Annotated in this window: 16 protein-coding genes and 1 pseudogene; 7 read left to right on the top strand and 10 right to left on the bottom strand. The window is 58.6% G+C overall.

Going from position 1 to position 19054, the window contains the following annotated elements; genetic code table 11:
• Positions 1–732 precede the first annotated feature (732 nt).
• The 7 genes and pseudogenes from F9Z44_RS05105 to F9Z44_RS05135 all read right to left on the bottom strand — a co-directional run bounded on the left by F9Z44_RS05105 (position 733) and on the right by F9Z44_RS05135 (position 7098).
• On the bottom strand, positions 733–2013 hold the full coding sequence (locus F9Z44_RS05105; RefSeq protein ID WP_159604163.1) for a hypothetical protein: 1281 nt from the start codon (positions 2011–2013) through the stop codon (positions 733–735).
• Entirely contained in the window at positions 2010–2918 is a 909-nt protein-coding gene (locus F9Z44_RS05110) for a hypothetical protein (protein ID WP_159604165.1), read from the bottom strand. Before F9Z44_RS05110 ends, F9Z44_RS05105 begins: the two co-directional genes overlap by 4 nt.
• Before the next feature lie 96 nt (positions 2919–3014).
• Entirely contained in the window at positions 3015–3203 is a 189-nt protein-coding gene (locus F9Z44_RS05115) for a hypothetical protein (RefSeq protein ID WP_159604167.1), read from the bottom strand.
• Positions 3204–4088: 885 nt separating this feature from the next.
• Entirely contained in the window at positions 4089–4493 is a 405-nt protein-coding gene (locus F9Z44_RS05120) for a hypothetical protein (protein WP_159604169.1), read from the bottom strand.
• Positions 4494–4509: 16 nt separating this feature from the next.
• Positions 4510–4995 carry a hypothetical protein gene (locus F9Z44_RS05125; protein ID WP_159604171.1) on the bottom strand — a complete coding sequence of 162 codons (486 nt, stop codon included), beginning with the start codon at positions 4993–4995 and terminating at the stop codon, positions 4510–4512.
• A 39-nt stretch (positions 4996–5034) separates the two neighbouring features.
• A pseudogene (locus F9Z44_RS05130) lies at positions 5035–5523 on the bottom strand (IS21 family transposase); the annotation flags it as partial.
• Between the two features lie 489 nt (positions 5524–6012).
• On the bottom strand, positions 6013–7098 hold the full coding sequence (locus F9Z44_RS05135) for a ParM/StbA family protein (protein WP_159604173.1): 1086 nt from the start codon (positions 7096–7098) through the stop codon (positions 6013–6015).
• A gap of 1695 nt (positions 7099–8793) precedes the next feature.
• Here F9Z44_RS05135 and F9Z44_RS05140 point away from each other — a divergent pair.
• Together F9Z44_RS05140 and F9Z44_RS05145 are read left to right on the top strand one after the other, a co-directional pair.
• On the top strand, positions 8794–10272 hold the full coding sequence (locus F9Z44_RS05140; RefSeq protein ID WP_159604175.1) for a tyrosine-type recombinase/integrase: 1479 nt from the start codon (positions 8794–8796) through the stop codon (positions 10270–10272).
• A 355-nt stretch (positions 10273–10627) separates the two neighbouring features.
• A complete protein-coding gene (locus F9Z44_RS05145) occupies positions 10628–11275 on the top strand; it encodes a hypothetical protein (protein ID WP_159604177.1) in 648 nt (215 codons plus the stop codon).
• Positions 11276–11741: 466 nt separating this feature from the next.
• On the opposite strand, the gene F9Z44_RS05150 is transcribed toward F9Z44_RS05145, so the two are convergent.
• The 3 genes from F9Z44_RS05150 to F9Z44_RS05160 form a co-directional block, all read right to left on the bottom strand.
• Entirely contained in the window at positions 11742–12221 is a 480-nt protein-coding gene (locus F9Z44_RS05150; protein ID WP_159604179.1) for a helix-turn-helix domain-containing protein, read from the bottom strand.
• A gap of 176 nt (positions 12222–12397) precedes the next feature.
• Positions 12398–13423: a nucleotidyl transferase AbiEii/AbiGii toxin family protein gene (locus F9Z44_RS05155; RefSeq protein ID WP_159604181.1), complete on the bottom strand. Its 1026-nt coding sequence runs from the start codon at positions 13421–13423 to the stop codon at positions 12398–12400.
• Positions 13416–14012 carry a DUF6088 family protein gene (locus F9Z44_RS05160; protein WP_159604183.1) on the bottom strand — a complete coding sequence of 199 codons (597 nt, stop codon included), beginning with the start codon at positions 14010–14012 and terminating at the stop codon, positions 13416–13418. Before F9Z44_RS05160 ends, F9Z44_RS05155 begins: the two co-directional genes overlap by 8 nt.
• Before the next feature lie 234 nt (positions 14013–14246).
• Here F9Z44_RS05160 and F9Z44_RS05165 point away from each other — a divergent pair, with 234 nt between their 5' ends.
• The 5 genes from F9Z44_RS05165 (at position 14247) to F9Z44_RS05185 (ending at position 18807) form a co-directional block, all read left to right on the top strand.
• Positions 14247–14696 (top strand): hypothetical protein, encoded by a 450-nt coding sequence (locus F9Z44_RS05165; RefSeq protein WP_159604185.1) that lies wholly within the window; start codon positions 14247–14249, stop codon positions 14694–14696.
• A gap of 573 nt (positions 14697–15269) precedes the next feature.
• Positions 15270–16202: a type IV toxin-antitoxin system AbiEi family antitoxin domain-containing protein gene (locus F9Z44_RS05170; RefSeq protein WP_236574260.1), complete on the top strand. Its 933-nt coding sequence runs from the start codon at positions 15270–15272 to the stop codon at positions 16200–16202.
• Positions 16203–16255: 53 nt separating this feature from the next.
• Positions 16256–16432, top strand: a complete 177-nt coding sequence (locus F9Z44_RS05175; protein ID WP_159604189.1) for a hypothetical protein — start codon at positions 16256–16258, stop codon at positions 16430–16432.
• A gap of 274 nt (positions 16433–16706) precedes the next feature.
• Positions 16707–17582: a tyrosine-type recombinase/integrase gene (locus F9Z44_RS05180; RefSeq protein ID WP_159604191.1), complete on the top strand. Its 876-nt coding sequence runs from the start codon at positions 16707–16709 to the stop codon at positions 17580–17582.
• Positions 17583–17601: 19 nt separating this feature from the next.
• The gene (locus tag F9Z44_RS05185) at positions 17602–18807 is read left to right on the top strand and encodes an IS91 family transposase (RefSeq protein WP_159604193.1); all 1206 of its coding nucleotides are present in this window, start codon (positions 17602–17604) and stop codon (positions 18805–18807) included.
• The last annotated feature ends 247 nt before the right edge of the window (positions 18808–19054 follow it).

Below are 19054 nucleotides of genomic sequence, written 5' to 3' on the forward strand. Positions count from 1 at the left end.
AACATTTCGTATGCGATCGCCTTCACTTCTTCGCAAAGGAACAGGAGAGAAGTGCCTTGCTTTGTTGTTCTCAGGCGCGGCCTGATGTGCGTGTCGAAGTAGTTTGGCTTGACGCAAAGTGCTTGAATGGCGTGTTGGCGGTTCATGCAATACCTAGGGAGCTCATCGTCTAAGTCGGGCCGTGGTTTTTCTTTCATGTGTAGTTCTCTCTGATCAAGATTGCATAGGTCAGTCACTTGTCAAGAGCACGGCAGTACGCAAGCGCCCCAGTGAGGCAAAGCCGAGCCTGGGCACAGACAACTTGCCCAATTGATGAAAAGGAAAAAAATGAAGAGCCCGCTTTGCGAAGAGCGGAACGGAAAATACCTGTGTGGCCTACGCAGAAGGCGGCCGGTGCGAAGCTGGCGCGTGAATGGCTGCTAGCTCGCGGTGATTGAAGGATTTCGCCTTCACGCACTTGCGTGCGCCGACCCGGGCATCTGGGTCAGATCAGAATCAACCAGCCGACCATGACCAGTCTTTTCATTCGAGACTTGTCACAACGCTGATCTGGGCGGAGTTCACTCATAAAAATCAGTGAACTCAAGTTGAAGGAAGGCATGTGCCTTCACGTACTGTCGTACGGTGACTAGAAATGTATTGTGCTGACCGAACCTGGTCAATCGATCACGACCAGTCCTGCGGCTGGAGCTTGTCAGTGCTCGCACGCCTGCCCCAACTGTCCATCGCGTTTCACGCTGGCCCGCGTCTCATGGTTTCGGCGACAACGCCACTGCGTGTGGCCCAGGCAAGCGACAGGACGTGTTTTGCCATGAAACGGCTGGCGTGAGTCATCTGAGGAGTGCCGTCCGCAATACTCAAAACGACGATCCGCGCTGGATGGGTTGCTGCCGCGCTTGCATGCCAGAGTTCCAGAAAGGGTTTCAAGTCATCGCGGGGCCAATGTTGATAAGCAACTTCAAGTTGTGCTGGTCGCCCGTGCTCATCAGCCCTGCTACCGGGAGCAGGAGCAGATGGGTCCATCGCAATCACCTCGACGTTGCAGGTTGGGCTCCGGAACTTGACTGTGTTTGCCAGCGTGCTCGGGAGCATGGCTATGCACTCCGAAGTAGCCGGTCCCGAGCTCCCCAAGTTCGCAGTCGCAATGTTCACGACCAATCCGATCTTGTGGCGCGTCACCGCCGTACGAAGTTCGTGTAGAACGACCGCCCGCTCTGTGAGCAGATTCACCCCGAAGTGCCGCTGAGGTGTGAACACCAGCAGGATCGGTTCATGCTGCTGGTTGACCAGGGCGAGCTTGCCGAGCAAAGCCTCAAGCCGCAGGGCTTTTTCACGCTGCTCGTCGGGGCTATGCAGCTCTCCCTCAACTCGATTGGCCGACACTACTGCGACAGGACCTAAATGGCTCGGCGCAGCCGTCTGATTGAAGGTTCCGCCAAGAATCACAGCGGCGGAGATGGCAACTGCGAGCGATCGCCCGGAGATCACGCTCACCGGTGCCTGCTGCTCACGTTCTCTGCGAATGGCGGTGAGCAGTAGCGAGGTCAACACGCCAGCAGCGACAAGGGTCAGCGCGCCCATTCCCCCCTTGCCGATGAAGAGCCAACCCAGGGCGGGATGTGCCAAACCCCATCCACCCATTGGTGTGACGAGTGTCACGAACCACGCGCCCAGCATGGTGATGAACCGCCTAAATGTAGTTGGGTGGTGGCCACCAGTGAGCGCCCATGCCGATGCGGAGAAAGCCAGAACCAGGCAAGCGGTCATCAGCCTTTCCCATCCATCGGTGCCCTGTGTGACCAGGAGTTCACCGATAGCGTACGGTCCGAGCGCGCCAAGGTAATAGCCAGCGGAGATTGCCAAAGCTCGCAGACGCGTTGGCTGAAGTCCACACATGAAAGGCAGCACGATGCTGAGGGCACCTCCCCATGTGGTCCCCGGCCAAGCCACATAGCCAAGCGCAAGTCCACAGACGCCAAGCGCAAGCAGATACATCTCAAGACTGCGCTTCACTGCCGTACCTCTGGGTGGCGTGGGGCTAGTAGGCCCATGTGGGAGGCGATTCGTGACAGGCCCGTCGAGCCAACCAGATGGGACCGGAGGGGGACGCGAAGCTGGGACGCTGGCTCGCCTGCTCGCGCGAGATGGATCCACCTGCGATCCGCGTCGTATCGGTCGAGATGAAGGTCCCAGGCGTTGTGGCCTGAGAGCTTGACCTCCAGCGTCAACCAGTCGCAGATTCCCTGTGTCAGTGCTTCCGATGCGGGTAACACCGCACCCACTTGCGCGACACATGCCACTTCGATTTCGAGCAAAAATTTCAGGACAGCTTTGAGACGCGCGCCCTCCTGCTCACGGCGGAGCCATCGCGTTGGCCAGCCTCGTTCACTGCTTGCCATCAACAGGAAGAAGCCAAGGCGCGATGCTGGGCTGTGTGCAGGTTGATGTGCTGGTAGTGCGAGCTCATGCTGAAACGTCGCACCTCCGGGCAGCGCGTGTTCCAGCAAGAAGCGGGTGGTCTCAGGTTCCCAGTGCTCAAGATCGGTTATCCACGGTAGCCGGTGCAGGACACTTGTGCGTACGCCTTCGGGTGCCCAATTTTGCAGGGCCTCCTGAACCATGCCCCAATGTGTTGAGCGCGGCCGCAGAGCTGGGCCGTTATTAACGACCACATGGTCCATCTCGCAGAACAGCACGGGAATGGCCAGGAGTTCATTGAAAGTGACTTTTTGGCGGTGCCGGTAGGCCAGCCGGGTCGCCGTGACGGCAAGTTGGTCCAGATCCTCTGCGGTTTGTACGCCGGGATCCATCGCGTTCTCGCCTGTTTGAAGGGATGTGCGCCCTGCACCCCTGGTCTGGCTTCCCTGTTGCATCTCGCTTAAACACTTCACGAGCAGCGATTGCCGTTCTTCTTTCATGGCATCCCTGCGGTCCGGACGGTGGCCTGTTTCGCAGGAACCAAGTCAGATGTCACCTGGTTTGTGCTGATGTGTGATGGTTTTGTCATGGCTGAATCAGTAGTCGCTGTCCTGCCAGAGGCGGTACAAGTGGTCCTCCTCCATCTGATCCTGAATCTGCTTGTAGGGGTCGTCATCGTCGTCATCAGAGTGTGATGATCGGCCTCTCGCGCTGCTGTTACCTTGAAACGCGATCCAGACAACAAAAATCAAGAATCCGAGCATCAGCCAGGTGGTGGAGTTCATGCTCGAGCTCCTGTGAGGAGGGAACCTCGGCCAAGCAAGCGCAGTGGCTCCCTCGAGATAATTCGTGCAGCGGCCCAACGCAGAAAGCAGATCTGCTCTTGCAGGTTGCTAGGTTCCGGCATCGTGCGCAGCCCAAGCTCGTCGACCATGGCCTCGAGCAGGGGATCCAATGCACTGCGGGTTGCCCAGAGCGAGAATCCCAGGCCGGGTCGCACTTGACGCAGCTTCTGCATGAGCAGGTTGCGTCCGCACACCGACTTCAAGAGCCAGTGGGGCGCCCCGGTGATAGATCGATTCAGCGCGGCAACGTCGAAGTGCTGTCTCAGGGGTTGGCGCCAGGCTGTGGCTCGAATCGCTTCTTGGAGAGTGGGAGTCATTCGTTCCTCTTGCGTGTGGATTGGTCAGACCAAGTTCGCACAAGAGGCCCTGATGTCAAGGCCGCGCGGTCAATGTTTCGTCGACTGCAGCTCGCCCTGCAGGCCGCTGGCAAGCGGAGTACATCGGGTGAATGAAAAATCTAGGGGCCCGTTGCCAACGCTCAACAAACCAAGTTGCGTTGACATTCGCAGGAGCACGCTTTTCCGCTGCGCTCAGCTTGCTTTCTGAGCATGGACGCCTAGAATATTTTTCAATGATTGTGTTCAACCAGGAGTTCAAATGTCGGCGCCAGATCTGCTCAAGGTATTCATGCTTGTTGGAATCCTGTTGGCCATTTGTGGAATCCGTTGGTTGAACAGAGAAATTGCAAGGCTTGCCGAGGAGAATCGGCGCAAGCGTGCTTGTATGAATTGCAGTGAAGAGTCGCCCTGAAGTATTCACCTCACCACGATCTGTTGTTGATCGAGTTGATGGTGACTGCGTCACTTCATCCCACTCCTGGCCAAGTCAGGCCGACGCCTTTCGGTTCCTTGTTCGTTCGTACGCGGGCCCGAATATGCTCTTAAAGCTTGCATCGAACGGACTGGCAACGGATGCTCCTTCCTCCAAGGGATCGGCAGCATTGACTTGGATGTTTTCAGGTACGCCAGTGGGAACCGATAGATTCAGGGGAGCGACTGACGCTTCAACTGCAGTTGGCGTGGGATGCAGTTGGCCGAAAGGCGGCAAGCTCCAGCGGCCCATGGCCATTCGGAACTGGTAGCCCAAGTGGACCAACTGCAGGATCTCCATGTTGAGACCTGCAGGGCTGATCCCCTTGAGATAGTCCAGGACTCCAACTCCATCGGGGGGAATCGTGACTCGGACCCGCAGAGCTTCGTCTGGATTCTGTGATCGTTTTCGTTGCACCATGGTGTGCTCCCTTTGATCAACCGTTCTTGTAGGCTTCATTCGCAGCGTAGTCGGCGACTACTTGGAAGCCGCGCACGTTGGAGTAGGTTGAGCCACCATCCATCTTCAGGCGGCGCCGCAGTCCGGGTGCGTGTTCACGGAGAAATTCAAAGAACACCGCACCTCCACCACCGCAGACCAAGATGTTGTCAAAGTCATTCAAGGCGCCCACCGTGTTTAGCATTGCCTCGTAACCCCTGCGCAGGACCTCGTTGATGGCACCCCTGTATCGGGCCATTTCGTAGTCCTCGCCGCCAATGCGAACGGTTTCCCGGTTGTCGCGGATGGCCAGGTCAATCGCCTGAATCACACCGTATTGATTCTTGAGCTCCGGATTGATCGCTTTGGCCACTTCGTACGCGCACGCCATCATCGACTCTGGATGAGCACCCGACCGTCCGTAGTTGGGGACCTTGTCGTAGGCCGCCAGAAAGTCAATCGTTCCGCTGCCCACGTCGACCACGAGATTCCAGACGCAGCGCGCGTTCGATCTCGATCATGTTCATGACTGGGTGCTCTCGGAGGATTGGGTGGCGGTGGCGACGTGGTCAAACAGATCGCCATATTTATCGGCGCTGCGGATGAGCGCGTGCTGCTGGGTCAGCGTTGAAGGCGACGCCAACGGTGTTGGTGAGTCAGCGTCCAAGGCAGCCAAGGCATCGGCCACCAGCCGCTCGGTCAGCGCCTTGACGTGGCCGTAGCTGTGCACCCCTTGCTCCATGGCGGCGGCACAGGCCGCGTCGATGATCCTGTGCGGGTAGCGCCGCGCCAGGTTGACGATGCCCCAGAGCTTGCGCTGGCCCACGCGGCCCTCGATGGCAAACAGCATCTCGCACAGCCGGGCCGCCTGAGGGCCGATGGCTCGGGCCTGGCTGAGGATGAAGCGGGTCTCGCGCGAGGGGTTGAACACCCGCTCTGCCAATGGCAGCACCACGGTGCCGGGGCGCTCCACCCGGGTGTGGGTGCGCAGCAAGGCTTGGGTGCGCAGATCTGGGGACTTTTCCTCTGAAGTGCAGTTGTCCAAAAAAAGCCAGTGTTTGCTAACCCGTTGAGTGAGCCTTCACCTGGGTGGAGCACTACAACCCTGCGGTACGGCGATGAGCTGCACCGAAGATCCTGCTGAACTGCTCCACGCCGGCAACGTCTTCTGGAGAACTGTCCTCTCGCCTCGGAGCTTGCCCAGATTTTGGGTCCAGGTTTGCTGGTGATTGTGTGTCGGCCGTCATTGCATGCATCGTTACTGCCTGATTGAATGGGGCGAGGTTGAGTGCCATCTCACCATCCCTCCGAGCCAATGCGTTTCTAAAATGGAACCCCATTCGCATGAGATGCAGGATTTCTGAATGGAGACCGGCGACGTTGATGTTGTTCAGGTACTCCATCATTCCGTCGCCGTCGGGATAGATGGTCAGTCGAGTTCGCAGTGGTGGAGCAGACTCGGCAGTGTTCTTGCGTCTGGGCATCTGAAAATCCCAACTGCTTATCGCGCAGCAGTTGTCTGTTCGCGCATGAACTCCGACACAACGTGAAAGCCGCGCACATTTGAGAAAGTGGAGTCAGCGCCGTTGCGCAAGCGTCGACGCAGAGCGGGATAGTGCTCACACAGGAAATCATAGAAAACGGCACCACCACCACCGCAGATCAGAATGTTCTGAAAATCCTCCAAAGCTCCGACCGTGTTGAGCATTGCCTCGTATCCACGGCGCAGGACCTCTGTGATCACCCCTTTGTAGTTCGCCATTTCAAACTCCTCGCCCGCGATGAGAACCGATTCACTGCCATCGCGAATGGCCGTGTCGATTGCTTGAACAACGCCGAACTGACTCTGAAGGTTGGGGTTGATTGCCTTCGCCACGGCGGTCGAGCAGGCAAGCATCGATTCAGGGTGTGCGCCAGAGCGAACGTAGTTAGGGGCCTTGTCAAACGCAACAAGAAAGTCGATGGTTCCGCCACCCACGTCTATCACAAGATTCCACCCACTTGTGTCAAAGTCTGAGTTCACTAGACCATAGTAGTAGAGGGATCCCAAAGGCTGGACGATGACACTCGCATCCATGACGGTGACATGCCGAAGACCGACGTTCGGGTCGGGGCTGAAAATCGCGTGGCGACCCCGTACTACGTCTATGAGACGCGCACGGTACGTATCGAAGTTGTTGAGAGGAAGCCCAACCGTGAGATGTTCGATCTCCATTTCCTTGGGATTTCCTTCGTCCTCCAACATGTAGTGCAAGGCGCCGTGAACGAGCGCAAGGTAGGGCGGTGAAGTGCAATAGTCCGCCATGACATGTCGTGGCTGAATCCCACGCAGATGCATCGTCACACCAAGGCCGGCGAAGTGTTGAACGCCATCCACATCGGTGATGCAGCCATCAGCGCCCAAGGTTCCAGGAGCGTGTAAGAACGAGGCGCCTGGCTGGAGCTGCCCAGTGATCGAAGGAAAGAGTCCCGCTCGGATGATGTTCTGTCCTTGAACACGCTTGCGCTCACATGTGAATTTGGTGTTTGCGTACCCTACGTCGATGGCTCTTGCAGGTACGGTGATCATTTGCGCTTCGCGCTTCATAGGTTTCTCCACATTGATTCAAAGCACGAACATGTGCTGGAACCGAAGTCTGTATGCGGATCTGCAAGGCTGCAAGCGTTGGCGACCAGCTCGTAGACACTGTTGGCACGCGACGGATCCGGTCTAGCTGTGAAGGCCGGGTTCCTGCGCAGGGAGTATTGAAAGATTTCGACGTCGAGCCTGACACCAGTAGCCTGGATGCGACCGCTAACGGCCAGGACAGCCTCAACGTGTTCATGATCCCGATGTGCAGAGGGCGCTAGCGGCCTGAACTGGCCACTTGAGGCCATCGAGCCGGTCTGAGCATCTGGTCCGTTTGGATGTCGGTCACTAGTGGCCCCCCAGGAGAAAACGAGAGTTGTTCACATTCCTCGGTTTGTCGAGCGGTCGAATTTTCCGGGAGGGTCGCGAGTTCGCGGTTGTATGCCACCTTTCTTGTCTGCACCCACCCAATCGAACCTGCTGGAGGGTTGCACCGCAGTCTCAGCATTTCGTCATCTGCAGCAACGCTGCGGTGAGCGTCCAAGTAATGATGTCCATCAACTTATTCGGCTGTATGACCTAGGTCCTGCAGGAGTTTGGACGCTTGTCGCTGGCCGATGAACTGACAGGTTGAGCATCACGGTCGAGCCGCTGTCGCTTTTTGGCGACGCATGGCTTAGTCGAATTTCTGAATGGAGAGAAGAGGCAGAGAGATACACAAATCATTGATTCTTAAGTAAAAAATGTGAGTTTTCGGGTGCGAGATTTGAGATCTGAAGAATTTTTCTTGGCGATGGACAACCCGGAACTGGCGAGAGCTGCGGTCTCATAAACTTCGCAACTGGCCTGCATTGCGCGACATCCACAAAAAAACCAACTACTATCCGTCTCGCTGTACTTTGTACTTCGGACATCCTGATTAATCCCTGTGATGTCATGCTCCTAGCGAGCAAAACTTTGAAAGACGTTCCTTCGTAGACGTCAATGTGAAGGCAACCCTCGCTGCTTGGGGAGGTTGCCTCGGACGCTTCGTTTTCTGAGCGTCGTACCAGCAGGTCACCAAGACCTGGCAACTGAGTTCGCCCCGTGGCTCAGGCAGGACAACCCCGCACAGGGTTGCTCCGTGCAATTCCAACAAGTCTCCTTCGAGGGATCCATTCAACGCTCTGAGCTACGGAGCATGAATGTGCGCGCGAGCGCACCTTTCAACTTACGTTTTGACTTTGCTCTGACGCCAGCCCTCGGGCGCGGTGTCACAAAACCTCCTCGCCCGGCAACTGCGCCGGGAGCCTTCCGGGCTTGAAATTGAGAAGTTTGGACAAGACAGCGAAGGACAACGCCGCATAAAAGTCATGCGGTGAAGTGAGTTCACCTGGGTAGTGACGAACTACCTCGATCTGGCCAATCACATACGGCCCTGTCCGAAAAAGACAGTACCCCCCCGACCGCCATTTCCGCGCTGGGGTGCCCGTCAACCAATGACGGTGGTCGCGCAGCTGCCCTACTGCGCCGACAGGACAGCTTGCTAAAGAAGCCGGGATTTCAAGACTTTGAGTGGCCTGTCCGAGGCGATGTATCGGGCAATCAGTAGCAAAGCCGAGTTGTTAGAGCGATCTGGCATGTAGTCCCTCGTTCGTAGGGCTTCATCTGCAGGCATGGTGCCTGCAGATCAAGCCCCTCATCTTGAGGTTTGAAACCTTTCAGAAAGCAAATATGAAGAAAGCCTCTAATCGTCCAATGGGTCTGACCCGTATCAATCACGCAGTGCATGCTCATGTCGGCGTAACGGGAAAGTCCTGTAAGAACAAGCGTGCTTTGACTCGCGCTGATACCCTGGCTACCGGGGGGCCTGGTAGCTATGTGGTCTTGATCAAAGAAGCGAAGGAAAAATTTCCCACCGACCCTTTCAAGCAAACGACTTACGTGTTGGGGAAAGGTGATCTTCAGGCGCACACTGGACGCCGCCGTTCGGTGTCAGAAACGACGCGAACTAGCTTCGGCAAGACCCTGATGCTCGCGATCGCTGATTTGAAGAAGCTGCGTATGCCGATTCAGCAGATTGATCAAATCGGACGAAAGCAAGCCGTCGCGCTGGTGGCGTATTGGGCGCTTGAGAAGGGTCAATCTGCCGCGACGCTGACCACGAAGCTGAGCCAACTCCGCAAGTTTTGCGTGCTGATCGGTAAACCTGATGCCATCCCGATGAGGGAGGATTTGTATGCGCTGCTGGAAGCTGTAGGCGTCGACCGCTCTGCGCTGACTCGCGAGCAGGTCACGCCAGGAAGCAAGAACTGGAGCTCGGTGTCTGTTGATCCCAAATCGATCATTGCGCAGATCGCAATCGAACACCCGCATGAGGCCCTGTTGCTCGAACTGATGTTGTACTGGGGACTGCGCGTATCCGAGGCGCTGAGCTTGCGCCCGCAGGACTCCGACATCGGTAGCGAGTTGGAGGTGACCCGAGGGACAAAAGGCGGTCGCGCGCGGATGGTTCCTTACATGACTGATCCCTCGATTGCAACGTTGCAGCGTGACCTCCTGGATCGTTGCCTCGGCTGGTCCAAGGCATTCCCAAAGCTGGGTATGGGCTACCGGAATCTGACGATGGAGGCTGCCCGCAAGAAGTTCTACAACACCATGGAAAAGCTCGGCATTACTTTGGAAGGACTGGGTGTGACGCCCCATGGTTTGCGCCATGAGTTTGCTGCCAACTTGTTCAATGACATCACCGGGCACCGCCCGCCCGCTGAGGGCAATGAACCGCCAGACTGGTTCAAGGCAAACCGCCAGCTGGTGGAGGATGCTTACAAGCGTGTCTCGCGGGCACTGGGTCACACCCGGCCCGACATTTCGTCCGCTTACCTGGGTTCGGTCACGAAGATGAGCAAGCTCCAGAAAGAGCGTGTTGAGCGTTGGGTGCAGTTGGTAGAGACAACGCCGGGTGTGGCGCAAGCGCTGATGCGCGCCGGCGTGGAGCGCGCATGGCTGACGGGTCGTGCTGCCAAGGGTCTCGATATTCACCCCGAGGAACAGGTGCATTTGACCGTCCAGATCAAGCCGGACTTTGATCGCGTCGAGCTCGGTGTCTCCATGGGTGTTCTTGATTCGTTGTTGAGCGGGCGCGTTTTGCTCGTCTTGCTTCACGGTGAAAACCAACCTGATGGCGGTGCTGAGGTTTTCTTCAAAGCGTAGCCGAAGAGTCGTTCGCGCCCATGTGTGGAAACATGGGCGTGGACGCGGTTTGCGGATTGACTGCGCACCCATCGGTCGGTTCAGAACTGGCCAGAAGCAGGTCAATGCTTTTGCTTGGTACCAGCGCAGACACCAAAGTTCGCTCTTGCACAACGTCTTTGCATCGGGAAACCACATCGCCACCTCATTCAGCCCGCAAGGGGTCGATAACGAGGGGGTTTCCCTGCGATAGCAGGGGGACCATGATCAAGGAATGGCATTAACGTTGAGGCGTCGGCATCGTGTGTCAGCACACTGTGCCTGCTTCCAAGGGCCATTGCTCTTTACATCCCCAACTGAAACTGGAACAGATTAAATGCAAGACGATCTTCCCAAGAACCCCAGGCAAGAAAGGGCTTTTCGCAGGCTGAACGTTGCAAGTCCAAGTGCTTCCTTCCATGAGGTTCTGGTCGTAGCCCGGTCAAGAAACCTTGAGGCAATATGTAAAAACTTTATAGAGAGGTTGGCGAAGACGAACCCTCATGATGCATTGTTATGCAACCTGATGTTTGTCTCTGGTCTTCAGCTTTCAGAGGCACTGGCTTTCAAGCCGCACGATTCGATTCAGCATGACGGATTACATATTTCACAGGGAACAATGGATGGACGGACACGTTTCATCCCCAATGCAAAGTCGCCACACTTGGCGCAACGGCAGCGCCTCGTGTACGAATGTTGGTTGCGCCAGACAACGAACAGCAATCAGCGCAACCTGTTCCTCGAAGGCTTGTCGATAGAGCGGAGAGTTTGTCGGTTCCAACGTGTGCTGGCCTTCCATCGTCAATTGAGTGGATTGAGCATCACAGATCACCATTTGCGCATTGCTTATGCACGCATGATGTTCGAGGACTGCATGGGGTACTCTCACCCTACTAAAGGTAGCTACTCGCTTGCATCAACGGAAGAGCATTCTTTGCTGGTGAAGGCGTCCATCCAACTGGTGATTCGAGCGATGGGTCACTAGGCCATGCACATTTCCGTTCCTGTTTGCGAGCCCTTCCCAAAGTTATTGAGTCGATGAACTCACGATTCTGGGCAGTGTTCACGTTGACGCGAGCATCCTTTGAAGACTTCCCAGAACTTCAAGATTCGGACGTGATGTACGCGGGGCCAGCTTCCCGAGTGGCAGTGGAAACAAAAATCACTCGGGCCATGATCCTCAACCTCCTCACAGATAGAAGAAGTCACATCCGGGAACTGTCAATGCAGTGCCAGCCCGCAGTGACGAAAGCTGTATGCAAAAAATCAATTGAAGTGGCTGGCGTACCTCCGCCCGGAAGGAGGGAAATTTTCTTGGCCCATCGTGCAGCCCGTAGAGTCAGGGCTTCTGTTTGAACTCCTCAGGTGAGCATGGAACGATCGACCAAGTCAAATACAGGTTCGGACTGTCAGCTGTCGATCCAGTCGGCCCCGTGCCAAGGTTGAGGGCCTCAGGCGCTCTGGCTTATCAATGCCAACGCATCGCGCTTGCTCATTGCGAGCCTGTCAAGAATCTGAGGCACTCGAGAGGCCCTGGGAACAGCACCGCCTGTCTCCCATTTCCAGATGGACAAACCGGAGACGCCCAGCAGTTGGGCCATTTGTTCCTGGGTGAAGCCGAGTCGGGCGCGTTGGGCTTTCAGACGCTCCGCAGTGAACGTCACTTTACGGCCTGGTTTTCCTCGGGGTGTAACGGGAGTGGGTTTGGCCGTCGGCGAAGGTTTGGCCATGGAGCCAGGAGAGGAGGGCGCCGCCCGTATCTTCTCCAGCCGGTTCAAACTCGACTGAAGGGAATTGACCTCCTTCTTCAATGCTGAAATGTCGGCTCGCTGTGTCGCGCCGAGCTTGCGCAGCGCCGTGATCTCCTCGCGCAGCTCCTTGCGGGCCACGCGAGCGATCTCTTTTTTGAGGGTTTCGGCAAAGGTAGTCATGTTCGCATCGTACGACATCGCCCGCGCCGCATCCTATACTTGTATGAAAGCCGGCGTATTTCTCTGGCTGGTGAGGCGGTATTGATAATGGGTGTTTTCAACACCAATTCGTTTGGGCGCCCTGAATCTGCACCTTGGTCGTATCTGCGTTGTGTGCCGCTATCGATCGACTCGACTTAGGTCCGAGCGGCAGCGTTGGCCCGAGCCTGCACTTGGGCGCAGGCCTGCATCAGTTGATCGAAGGGCAGTGCATCACCCACCAGGACCTCGTCCTCCAGCATCTTGGCGTAGTCAGCGGCCAGCGCGTCCCGTGCGGCCCCCTCGGGCACGATCCGCAACGCGCCCAGGACCGCGAAGGTGTAGTTGATGGTCTTGTTGTCCGCGGCCTTCTCGCTGAAGAACCAGGACTTGTGTTCCGCTACCTCCCGGGCCACGGCGCGATCAGCAATGACAGCATCAAAGTGTTCACTGCGCATGATGGCCGCCAGGTCGTGCCAATGGCGCGCGTACCGCTCACCCCGGATGCGTCCCTGCGCGCAGTAGACGTGTGTCGCTGTCGCCTTCTCCCAGAACGTTCGCGCCACGCTCATCACTTGGGGCAATGCCTGGGGGAACGACACGCCATCGACATGACCGGCCATGTCGCAGGTGACGGGGAGCACGCCATGCGGCTCGCCGGTGGCGCGGCCACCAAACTCCAGCGTGATGACGGGTGAGACGTACCCCGTGCCCTGCTTGATTGCCGGGTAGTGCAGTTGGAGTGTGTCGTGCTCCGCGCCTGCGATTTCCAGCGTTGCCCGAAGTCGCTCGCGCTCAAGCGCTGCCTGCAGATGAGGCTGTACGGTCGATCCGATCCAGTCGGGGAGCCGATCCCTGACGGCCTTGCTCCATTTGCTGGCCTGGCTGTGGCTTGCCGGGAGAAAGTACCCGTCATTGGTGAGATCCGGGATCAGTTTGCGGATGTCGTAGGTGAGGTCGATGTCCTCGGAGAACCGCTCGATGATCTTGTACGCCTTGGACAGCGATGTGCCACCCTTGAAGGTGAGGTCGGCTGCAAACGGCGATTCAAACAAGACGCCGAGTGTCCAGACGACCCACAGGTCCTTCTCCAGCAGATGGGCAGGTCTGCCCGTCCTCGCCCGGGCCTGCTCCAGAACTTCGTTCTGGTCCTCCTCGTTCAAGTCGAAGTAGCGCTCAGCCACGCAGCGTCTCTTCGCCGATGGCCCTGGCCATCCAGGAGGGCAACGCCGCTCGGGCCGCAGTCAGTGCCTGCCACTCGGCGGGCGGCAGCGTGCGATGCAGGGTGCTCAGCGATTCGCTCACGTGGGAGGGCCCCATCCAGGCCAAAGCGCGCACGGCGGAGCCGGCTGGACCTGGACCAAGCGCCAGCATCCAGCGAGGTGCGTGTTTCACCATGACCTCGGAGCGGCCGAGCTTGAGATGGCGGGTGCGGCCCGAGGTCAGGTACACCTCGCGAATCGGCACCTGTTGGGTCAGCCCCAGTGCATTGGCCGCGTTGGCTCCGTGAGGCGAGACGATCTCGCCATGTTGGGCGGCCAGGGCCTGGACCACTTTTTCAGGTGATGGCGCACGCGTTCCGAACCGGCTGGATACAGGCATGACGTAGGTGCCCCGCGCTACACGCAGCAGCTTGCCCTCTTTGGTGAGGCGAGACAAAGCCTGGTCGACCGCATCGCGGCTTCCCATGTGCAGAAATTCCTTGGGCGACAACACGCCTCCCTCGGGCAGGGACTTTGCGTGAAGCAGGATGAACTCAGGGAGGGTGACCATGGTTGGGCAATATTATCAGAAGCAGACTCTAGTTTCTGACATCTACAACGTCTTTTGTTGTCCGGAAAAGTTGCCGGCTTTGGGGTGATCGTGTCCAGGCGGTGCAGTCGTTTGGCCAACGATCACTGAAGAAGAAATCTGTCTTGGATCTCTTGACTCCGGTGCTTTGTTTGAGATTCTGAAGAGAGGCAGCCAGTGCGTCTCTGTTCATAAACCAACCGAAGTAATTGACCCATGAAAATCATCTTCTCCTGCCGCGCGAGCCTGACCACATTGGGCGTCGCAGCTTTGCTGAGCGCATGTGGCGCTGGGTCGAACAGTTACCCCTCTTCAGAAGACGTCAAGGCGTGGCATACCAAGACGGCCAGTAATAGCTACTTTAAGCTGCGCACGGTTGAGATCACCGATCTCGACTGCACAACCCCATCGAGGAGGGAGATGGAGCAACTGACCCGCGCGGCTGCCTTCATGGGCACAAAGGCTGAAGAGGCGATCAAAGGGGCCGTCAAGTGCAGCTACACAGTCAACGCCTCGTTCAGCGGAGTTGACACGCCGTTTCTCAAGACGAACGGTTACGAGGTGAATAGTCTCAAGCTCAAGAACCAAGGGTTCATGCGTGTGCCCAATGGCGACGGCTTCGAGTGGCAGGGCAGTACACGTCGGCTTCCAAAGTCTGCGGGGTGACCGGGTTCTTTGCTGCAAGGTTCGTCCTGACTTCGGATGGACGCAGAGGGAGCGGTCGAGATCGATGATGCGATACGTGCATGGACCTGGCATTACCTGGCTCTCGAGCATGGGGTCGATCCCACCCGCTCAACCATGGCGACTCACCATGACGGTGGTCGGCAGGATGGGCAGTTCACGACAGCGATTTCGGCGGGCCGATGTATGTAGACGGAGACGAGGGGCTGGGGCCGCCCGCTTTGAGTCGCGCTGAGCATCACGCTGCCAAGACCGAAGTGAAGCTGATTTTGAGAAAGTATTAGTAGCTCGGGGCTGGCGAAGAGGGGCAATCGTTTGATCGCTCCCTATTTGCAGAACATGCCTGCAGGCCTATGGGCCACGAATGGTGGCGCTTTCACTTGATGGTGCAGGGCATGCTGTCAGCACCTCTGACAGCGAGGGCTGTTGAGAATCCTGGTGAAGCATCCCCAAGATTTGATTGGCCAGCAAGGTATCGTGTGATTGGCCTAAAATCTGTCCTCAGGACAGATTTTAGGCCAATCACGTGACCATCAAAAACATGCAATGTTGCACTTGGAGACCACAAAACCAAAATTCTCAGAAGCCGCCATTGGTGCTGCAGAGGGCATTGCAGAACGATTGGCGACGTGGGAGCGCCCGGTCGTCACCGACTATGAGCTGGGAGCTCTGCTATGTGCAACCCAGCCAGACACAGATGCCGTCATCGAGCCTGGCTTGTACAAGGCCATCGTGTACCGGTTGAGATCCTTTCACCTGATCTCGCCGGCCAGGGACCTCAAGCCTGGGGCTGTATTCCAGTTGTTTGGCCGAGCCAAGCCCTCGGCCATGGAGGTCGCGTGTGCGGTAGATCCATTTGCCTGTGTGACCCACCTCAGTGCGATGGAGTTTCACGGTCTCACGGATCGCTTCTCCAAAATCCTTTACCTGACGACGCCCCCAGACAAGGAGTGGAGAGAGCAGGCTCACGAGAGGATGGCCAGGGATCTCGGCCAACACCTTGCGGTGCACCGAGCCGCCAAGTTGCCGATGTTGCGCTACTTGGGGTTCGAGCGGGTCGAGGGTGTGCGTGTCGAGGTGATGCGACGCTCCAGCCGCGGGGCATTCAAGGCCATCAAGTCTCCTGCGATCAGGGTCGCCATGGTCGGCAGGGTGTTTCTGGACATGGTGCGCGAGCCCGACAACTGCGGGGGCATACAGCACGTGGTGGATGCCTACCGCGAGTACGGCTCTCAGTACCTGTCCCTCATCCTGGATGAGATCGATCGTCATGGCAAGCCCATCGAGAAGGTGCGAGCTGGCTACCTACTAGAGGCCGTTTGCAGGATCCAACACCCGCGCATCGACGGCTGGAAGGACTATGCACAGCGCGGCGGCTCGCGCAGGCTCGATCCCCAGGGCGAATACGCCCCGACGTTCTCTGAGACCTGGAAACTGTCGATCAATGTTCCTTCGTTGTTGACTGATGGCCGCGACGGGGAAAATTAAAATGGAGAAGAACTGGACGGGGAGGGCAGTTCAGGCATTTGAACGAGGTGGACATGGAGGCCTGGGTGCAGCAGGCCCCCGACAAACCCCAGAGAGGTTTTCAGGAGGCGGTGCACATCATCCTGGAGAGCATCGAAGGGCTCAAGGACGATGACGCCGGCGACCTCCCGGACTTTGAAGAGGCCATGACCCGGGTGCAGGGGCTGTACCGCTCACTGCCGTGGAAGTAGAGCACCTGGTGAAGGGTCGCCGTTCATGTGGTCGATGGTGTTGAAAACACCGATTATCGAGACCAGGCTGGCAAGGCCGAGATTGGGGTGTTCGACCGATTTCGGCCAGCAGCTCAGGCACACAATTTCCTCGCTGTAGGGCGGTTGTGCAGCGATGGACTAAACCGCTTTCGCGGTAATCGCTCCGGCAGCATCGTGGTTATTCGTTCCACCGCTGGTTCTGCCATGTTGACGGGTGAGGCAATCCGCCTCGCTCTTCGACAGGAGTTGAACCATGAACTCATTGACGCCCTCCGTCTCCCCGTTGCGCCAGCGCATGATCGACGACATGCGGATGCGCAAGTTCAACGGCAAGACCCAGATCCACTACATCCGCGCCGTTCGCAGGCTCGCCGCCTATCTCAAGCGATCGCCGGACACCGCCACCGCCGAGGACCTTCGGGCCTTCCAGCTGCACATGGTCGAGACCGGCACGGCACCGCCGACCATCAACTCCACGCTCAGTGGCCTGAAGTTCTTCTTCGATGTGACGCTGGGCCACGCCGAGCTGCTGGTCAAGGTGCAACCTGTGCACCAGCCACGCCCGCTGCCTGTGGTGCTGAGCTGCGACGAGGTCGCCCGTCTGATCGCCGCTGCACCAAACCCCAAGTACCAGGCGGCGCTGTCCGTGGCCTATGGGGCCGGGCTGCGCGCCAGCGAAGTCTGCGCGTTGAAGGTCACCGATATCGACAGTGAGCGCATGACGCTGCGTGTGGAGCAAGGCAAAGGCCGCAAGGACCGCTATGCCTTGCTCTCGCCCGTGCTGCTCGAGCGGCTGCGGGCATGGTGGCGGGTGGGTCACGCGCAAGGCAAGATCCTGCCCAACGGCTGGCTGTTTCCGGGGCTCAACCCCTTGGACTCGCTGTCCACCCGGCAGCTCAACCGCGCGATTCACCTGGCCGCCGACGCCGCCCAGATCGACAAGCGCGTGTCGATGCACACGCTGCGCCACAGCTTTGCAACGCACCTGCTGGAGCAGAAGGTCGATATCCGCGTGATCCAGGTGCTGCTGGGCCACAAGCGACTGGAGACCACCGCGCTGTACACGCACGTGGCCACCGAAGTGCTGCGCGCGGTGATCAGCCCGCTGGAGACGCTGCCCTCGTCGTGAGTCTGCGGTCTCTGCGGTCATGGGGCGCGCAGCCCTGGAAGTCGCCGACATCTTCCGCATTCATGGACCCGCCTGGCGTCAGGCTCAGCGTGGCCACCTGAGCCTGGCCCAACTCAAGGTCATGTCGGCCATCGAGCAGTGCCGCAGCGCGGCATTGGGTGGGCATGTCTTGCGCTGCGAGGGGTGTGGCACCGACCAGATCGCCTACAACTCCTGCCGCAACCGGCACTGCCCCAAGTGCCAGGCCAGCGCGGCCCGGCGTTGGCTGCAGGCGCGCAACGCCGACCTGTTGCCGGTGGAGTACTTCCACGTGGTCTTCACGTTGCCAGCACCCATCGCCGAGATCGCGTACTGCAACAAGGCGGTGGTCTATGGCTTGCTGTTCGACATCGCCGCTGAGACTCTTTTGACCATCGGAGGTGATCCGAAGCACCTGGGCGCTCGACTGGGTGTGACGCTGGTGCTGCACACCTGGGGCTCGGCGCTCACACACCACCCGCACGTGCACGGCATCGTCCCCGGTGGCGGCCTGGCGAGCGACGGCGAACACTGGATCGCCTGCCGGCGCGGGTTCTTCCTGCCGGTGCGCGTGCTCTCCCGGTTGTTCCGCCGGCGTTTCCTCGAAGCGCTGCAACAGGCACACCGGGATGCCCGGTTGCAGTTCTTTGGTGAACACGCAACGCTGGCGGACGCTGCCGCGTTCGCCCGCTGGCTGGCACCGCTGCGCCAATGCGAGTGGGTGGTCTACGCCAAGCGCCCGTTCGCCGGACCCGAGGCGGTGCTGGCTTACCTGTCGCGCTACACGCACCGGGTGGCCATCTCCAACAGCCGACTCGTGGCACTTGATGAGCGCGGCGTGACCTTGCGGTGGAAGGACTACCGCGACAAGGGCCATGTCCAAGGCAAGACACGCCACAAGACGATGACGCTCGATGCCGGCGAGTTCATGCGCCGCTTTCTGTTGCACGTGCTGCCCGGAGGCTTCCACCGCATCCGCCACTACGGGCTGCTGGCCAACTGCAACCGAGCAGCCTGCCTGGCGCTTGCACGCCAGCTGCTGCAAGTGCCTCTGCAGGATCCACAGGTTCCGCCACCCTGCGACGATCCGCAGGACACCGTGCGCCCAACCTTCGTCTGCCCGCACTGTGGCCACGCGATGACCATCGTGCTGACCTTCACGCGCGGCGAGACGATCCGTGCGCCACCTCTTCAGGCGCCGCCATGAACGTTCCTCGCTGCCTCGGCAACCCATGTTTGTTGACGCTTCAAACGTCGGCACGGTCAGCTCGTGTTCGGCGCTCCACACGCTCACGTCCGCGCCCGCACAAGGCCTCGTCGATGACGACCTTGCGCCTCCTTGCCCGTATGAGCCCGGTCGTTGGGAGGCAGCGCGCCATTCAAAAGCACCATCACCGCGCCACCGCACGCATGCAATCGCCATAGCGTGAGCGGGCACCGTCGCGTTCGCCGCG

This window comes from Hydrogenophaga sp. PBL-H3 (assembly GCF_010104355.1).
In the GTDB taxonomy this organism is placed as follows: domain Bacteria; phylum Pseudomonadota; class Gammaproteobacteria; order Burkholderiales; family Burkholderiaceae_C; genus Hydrogenophaga.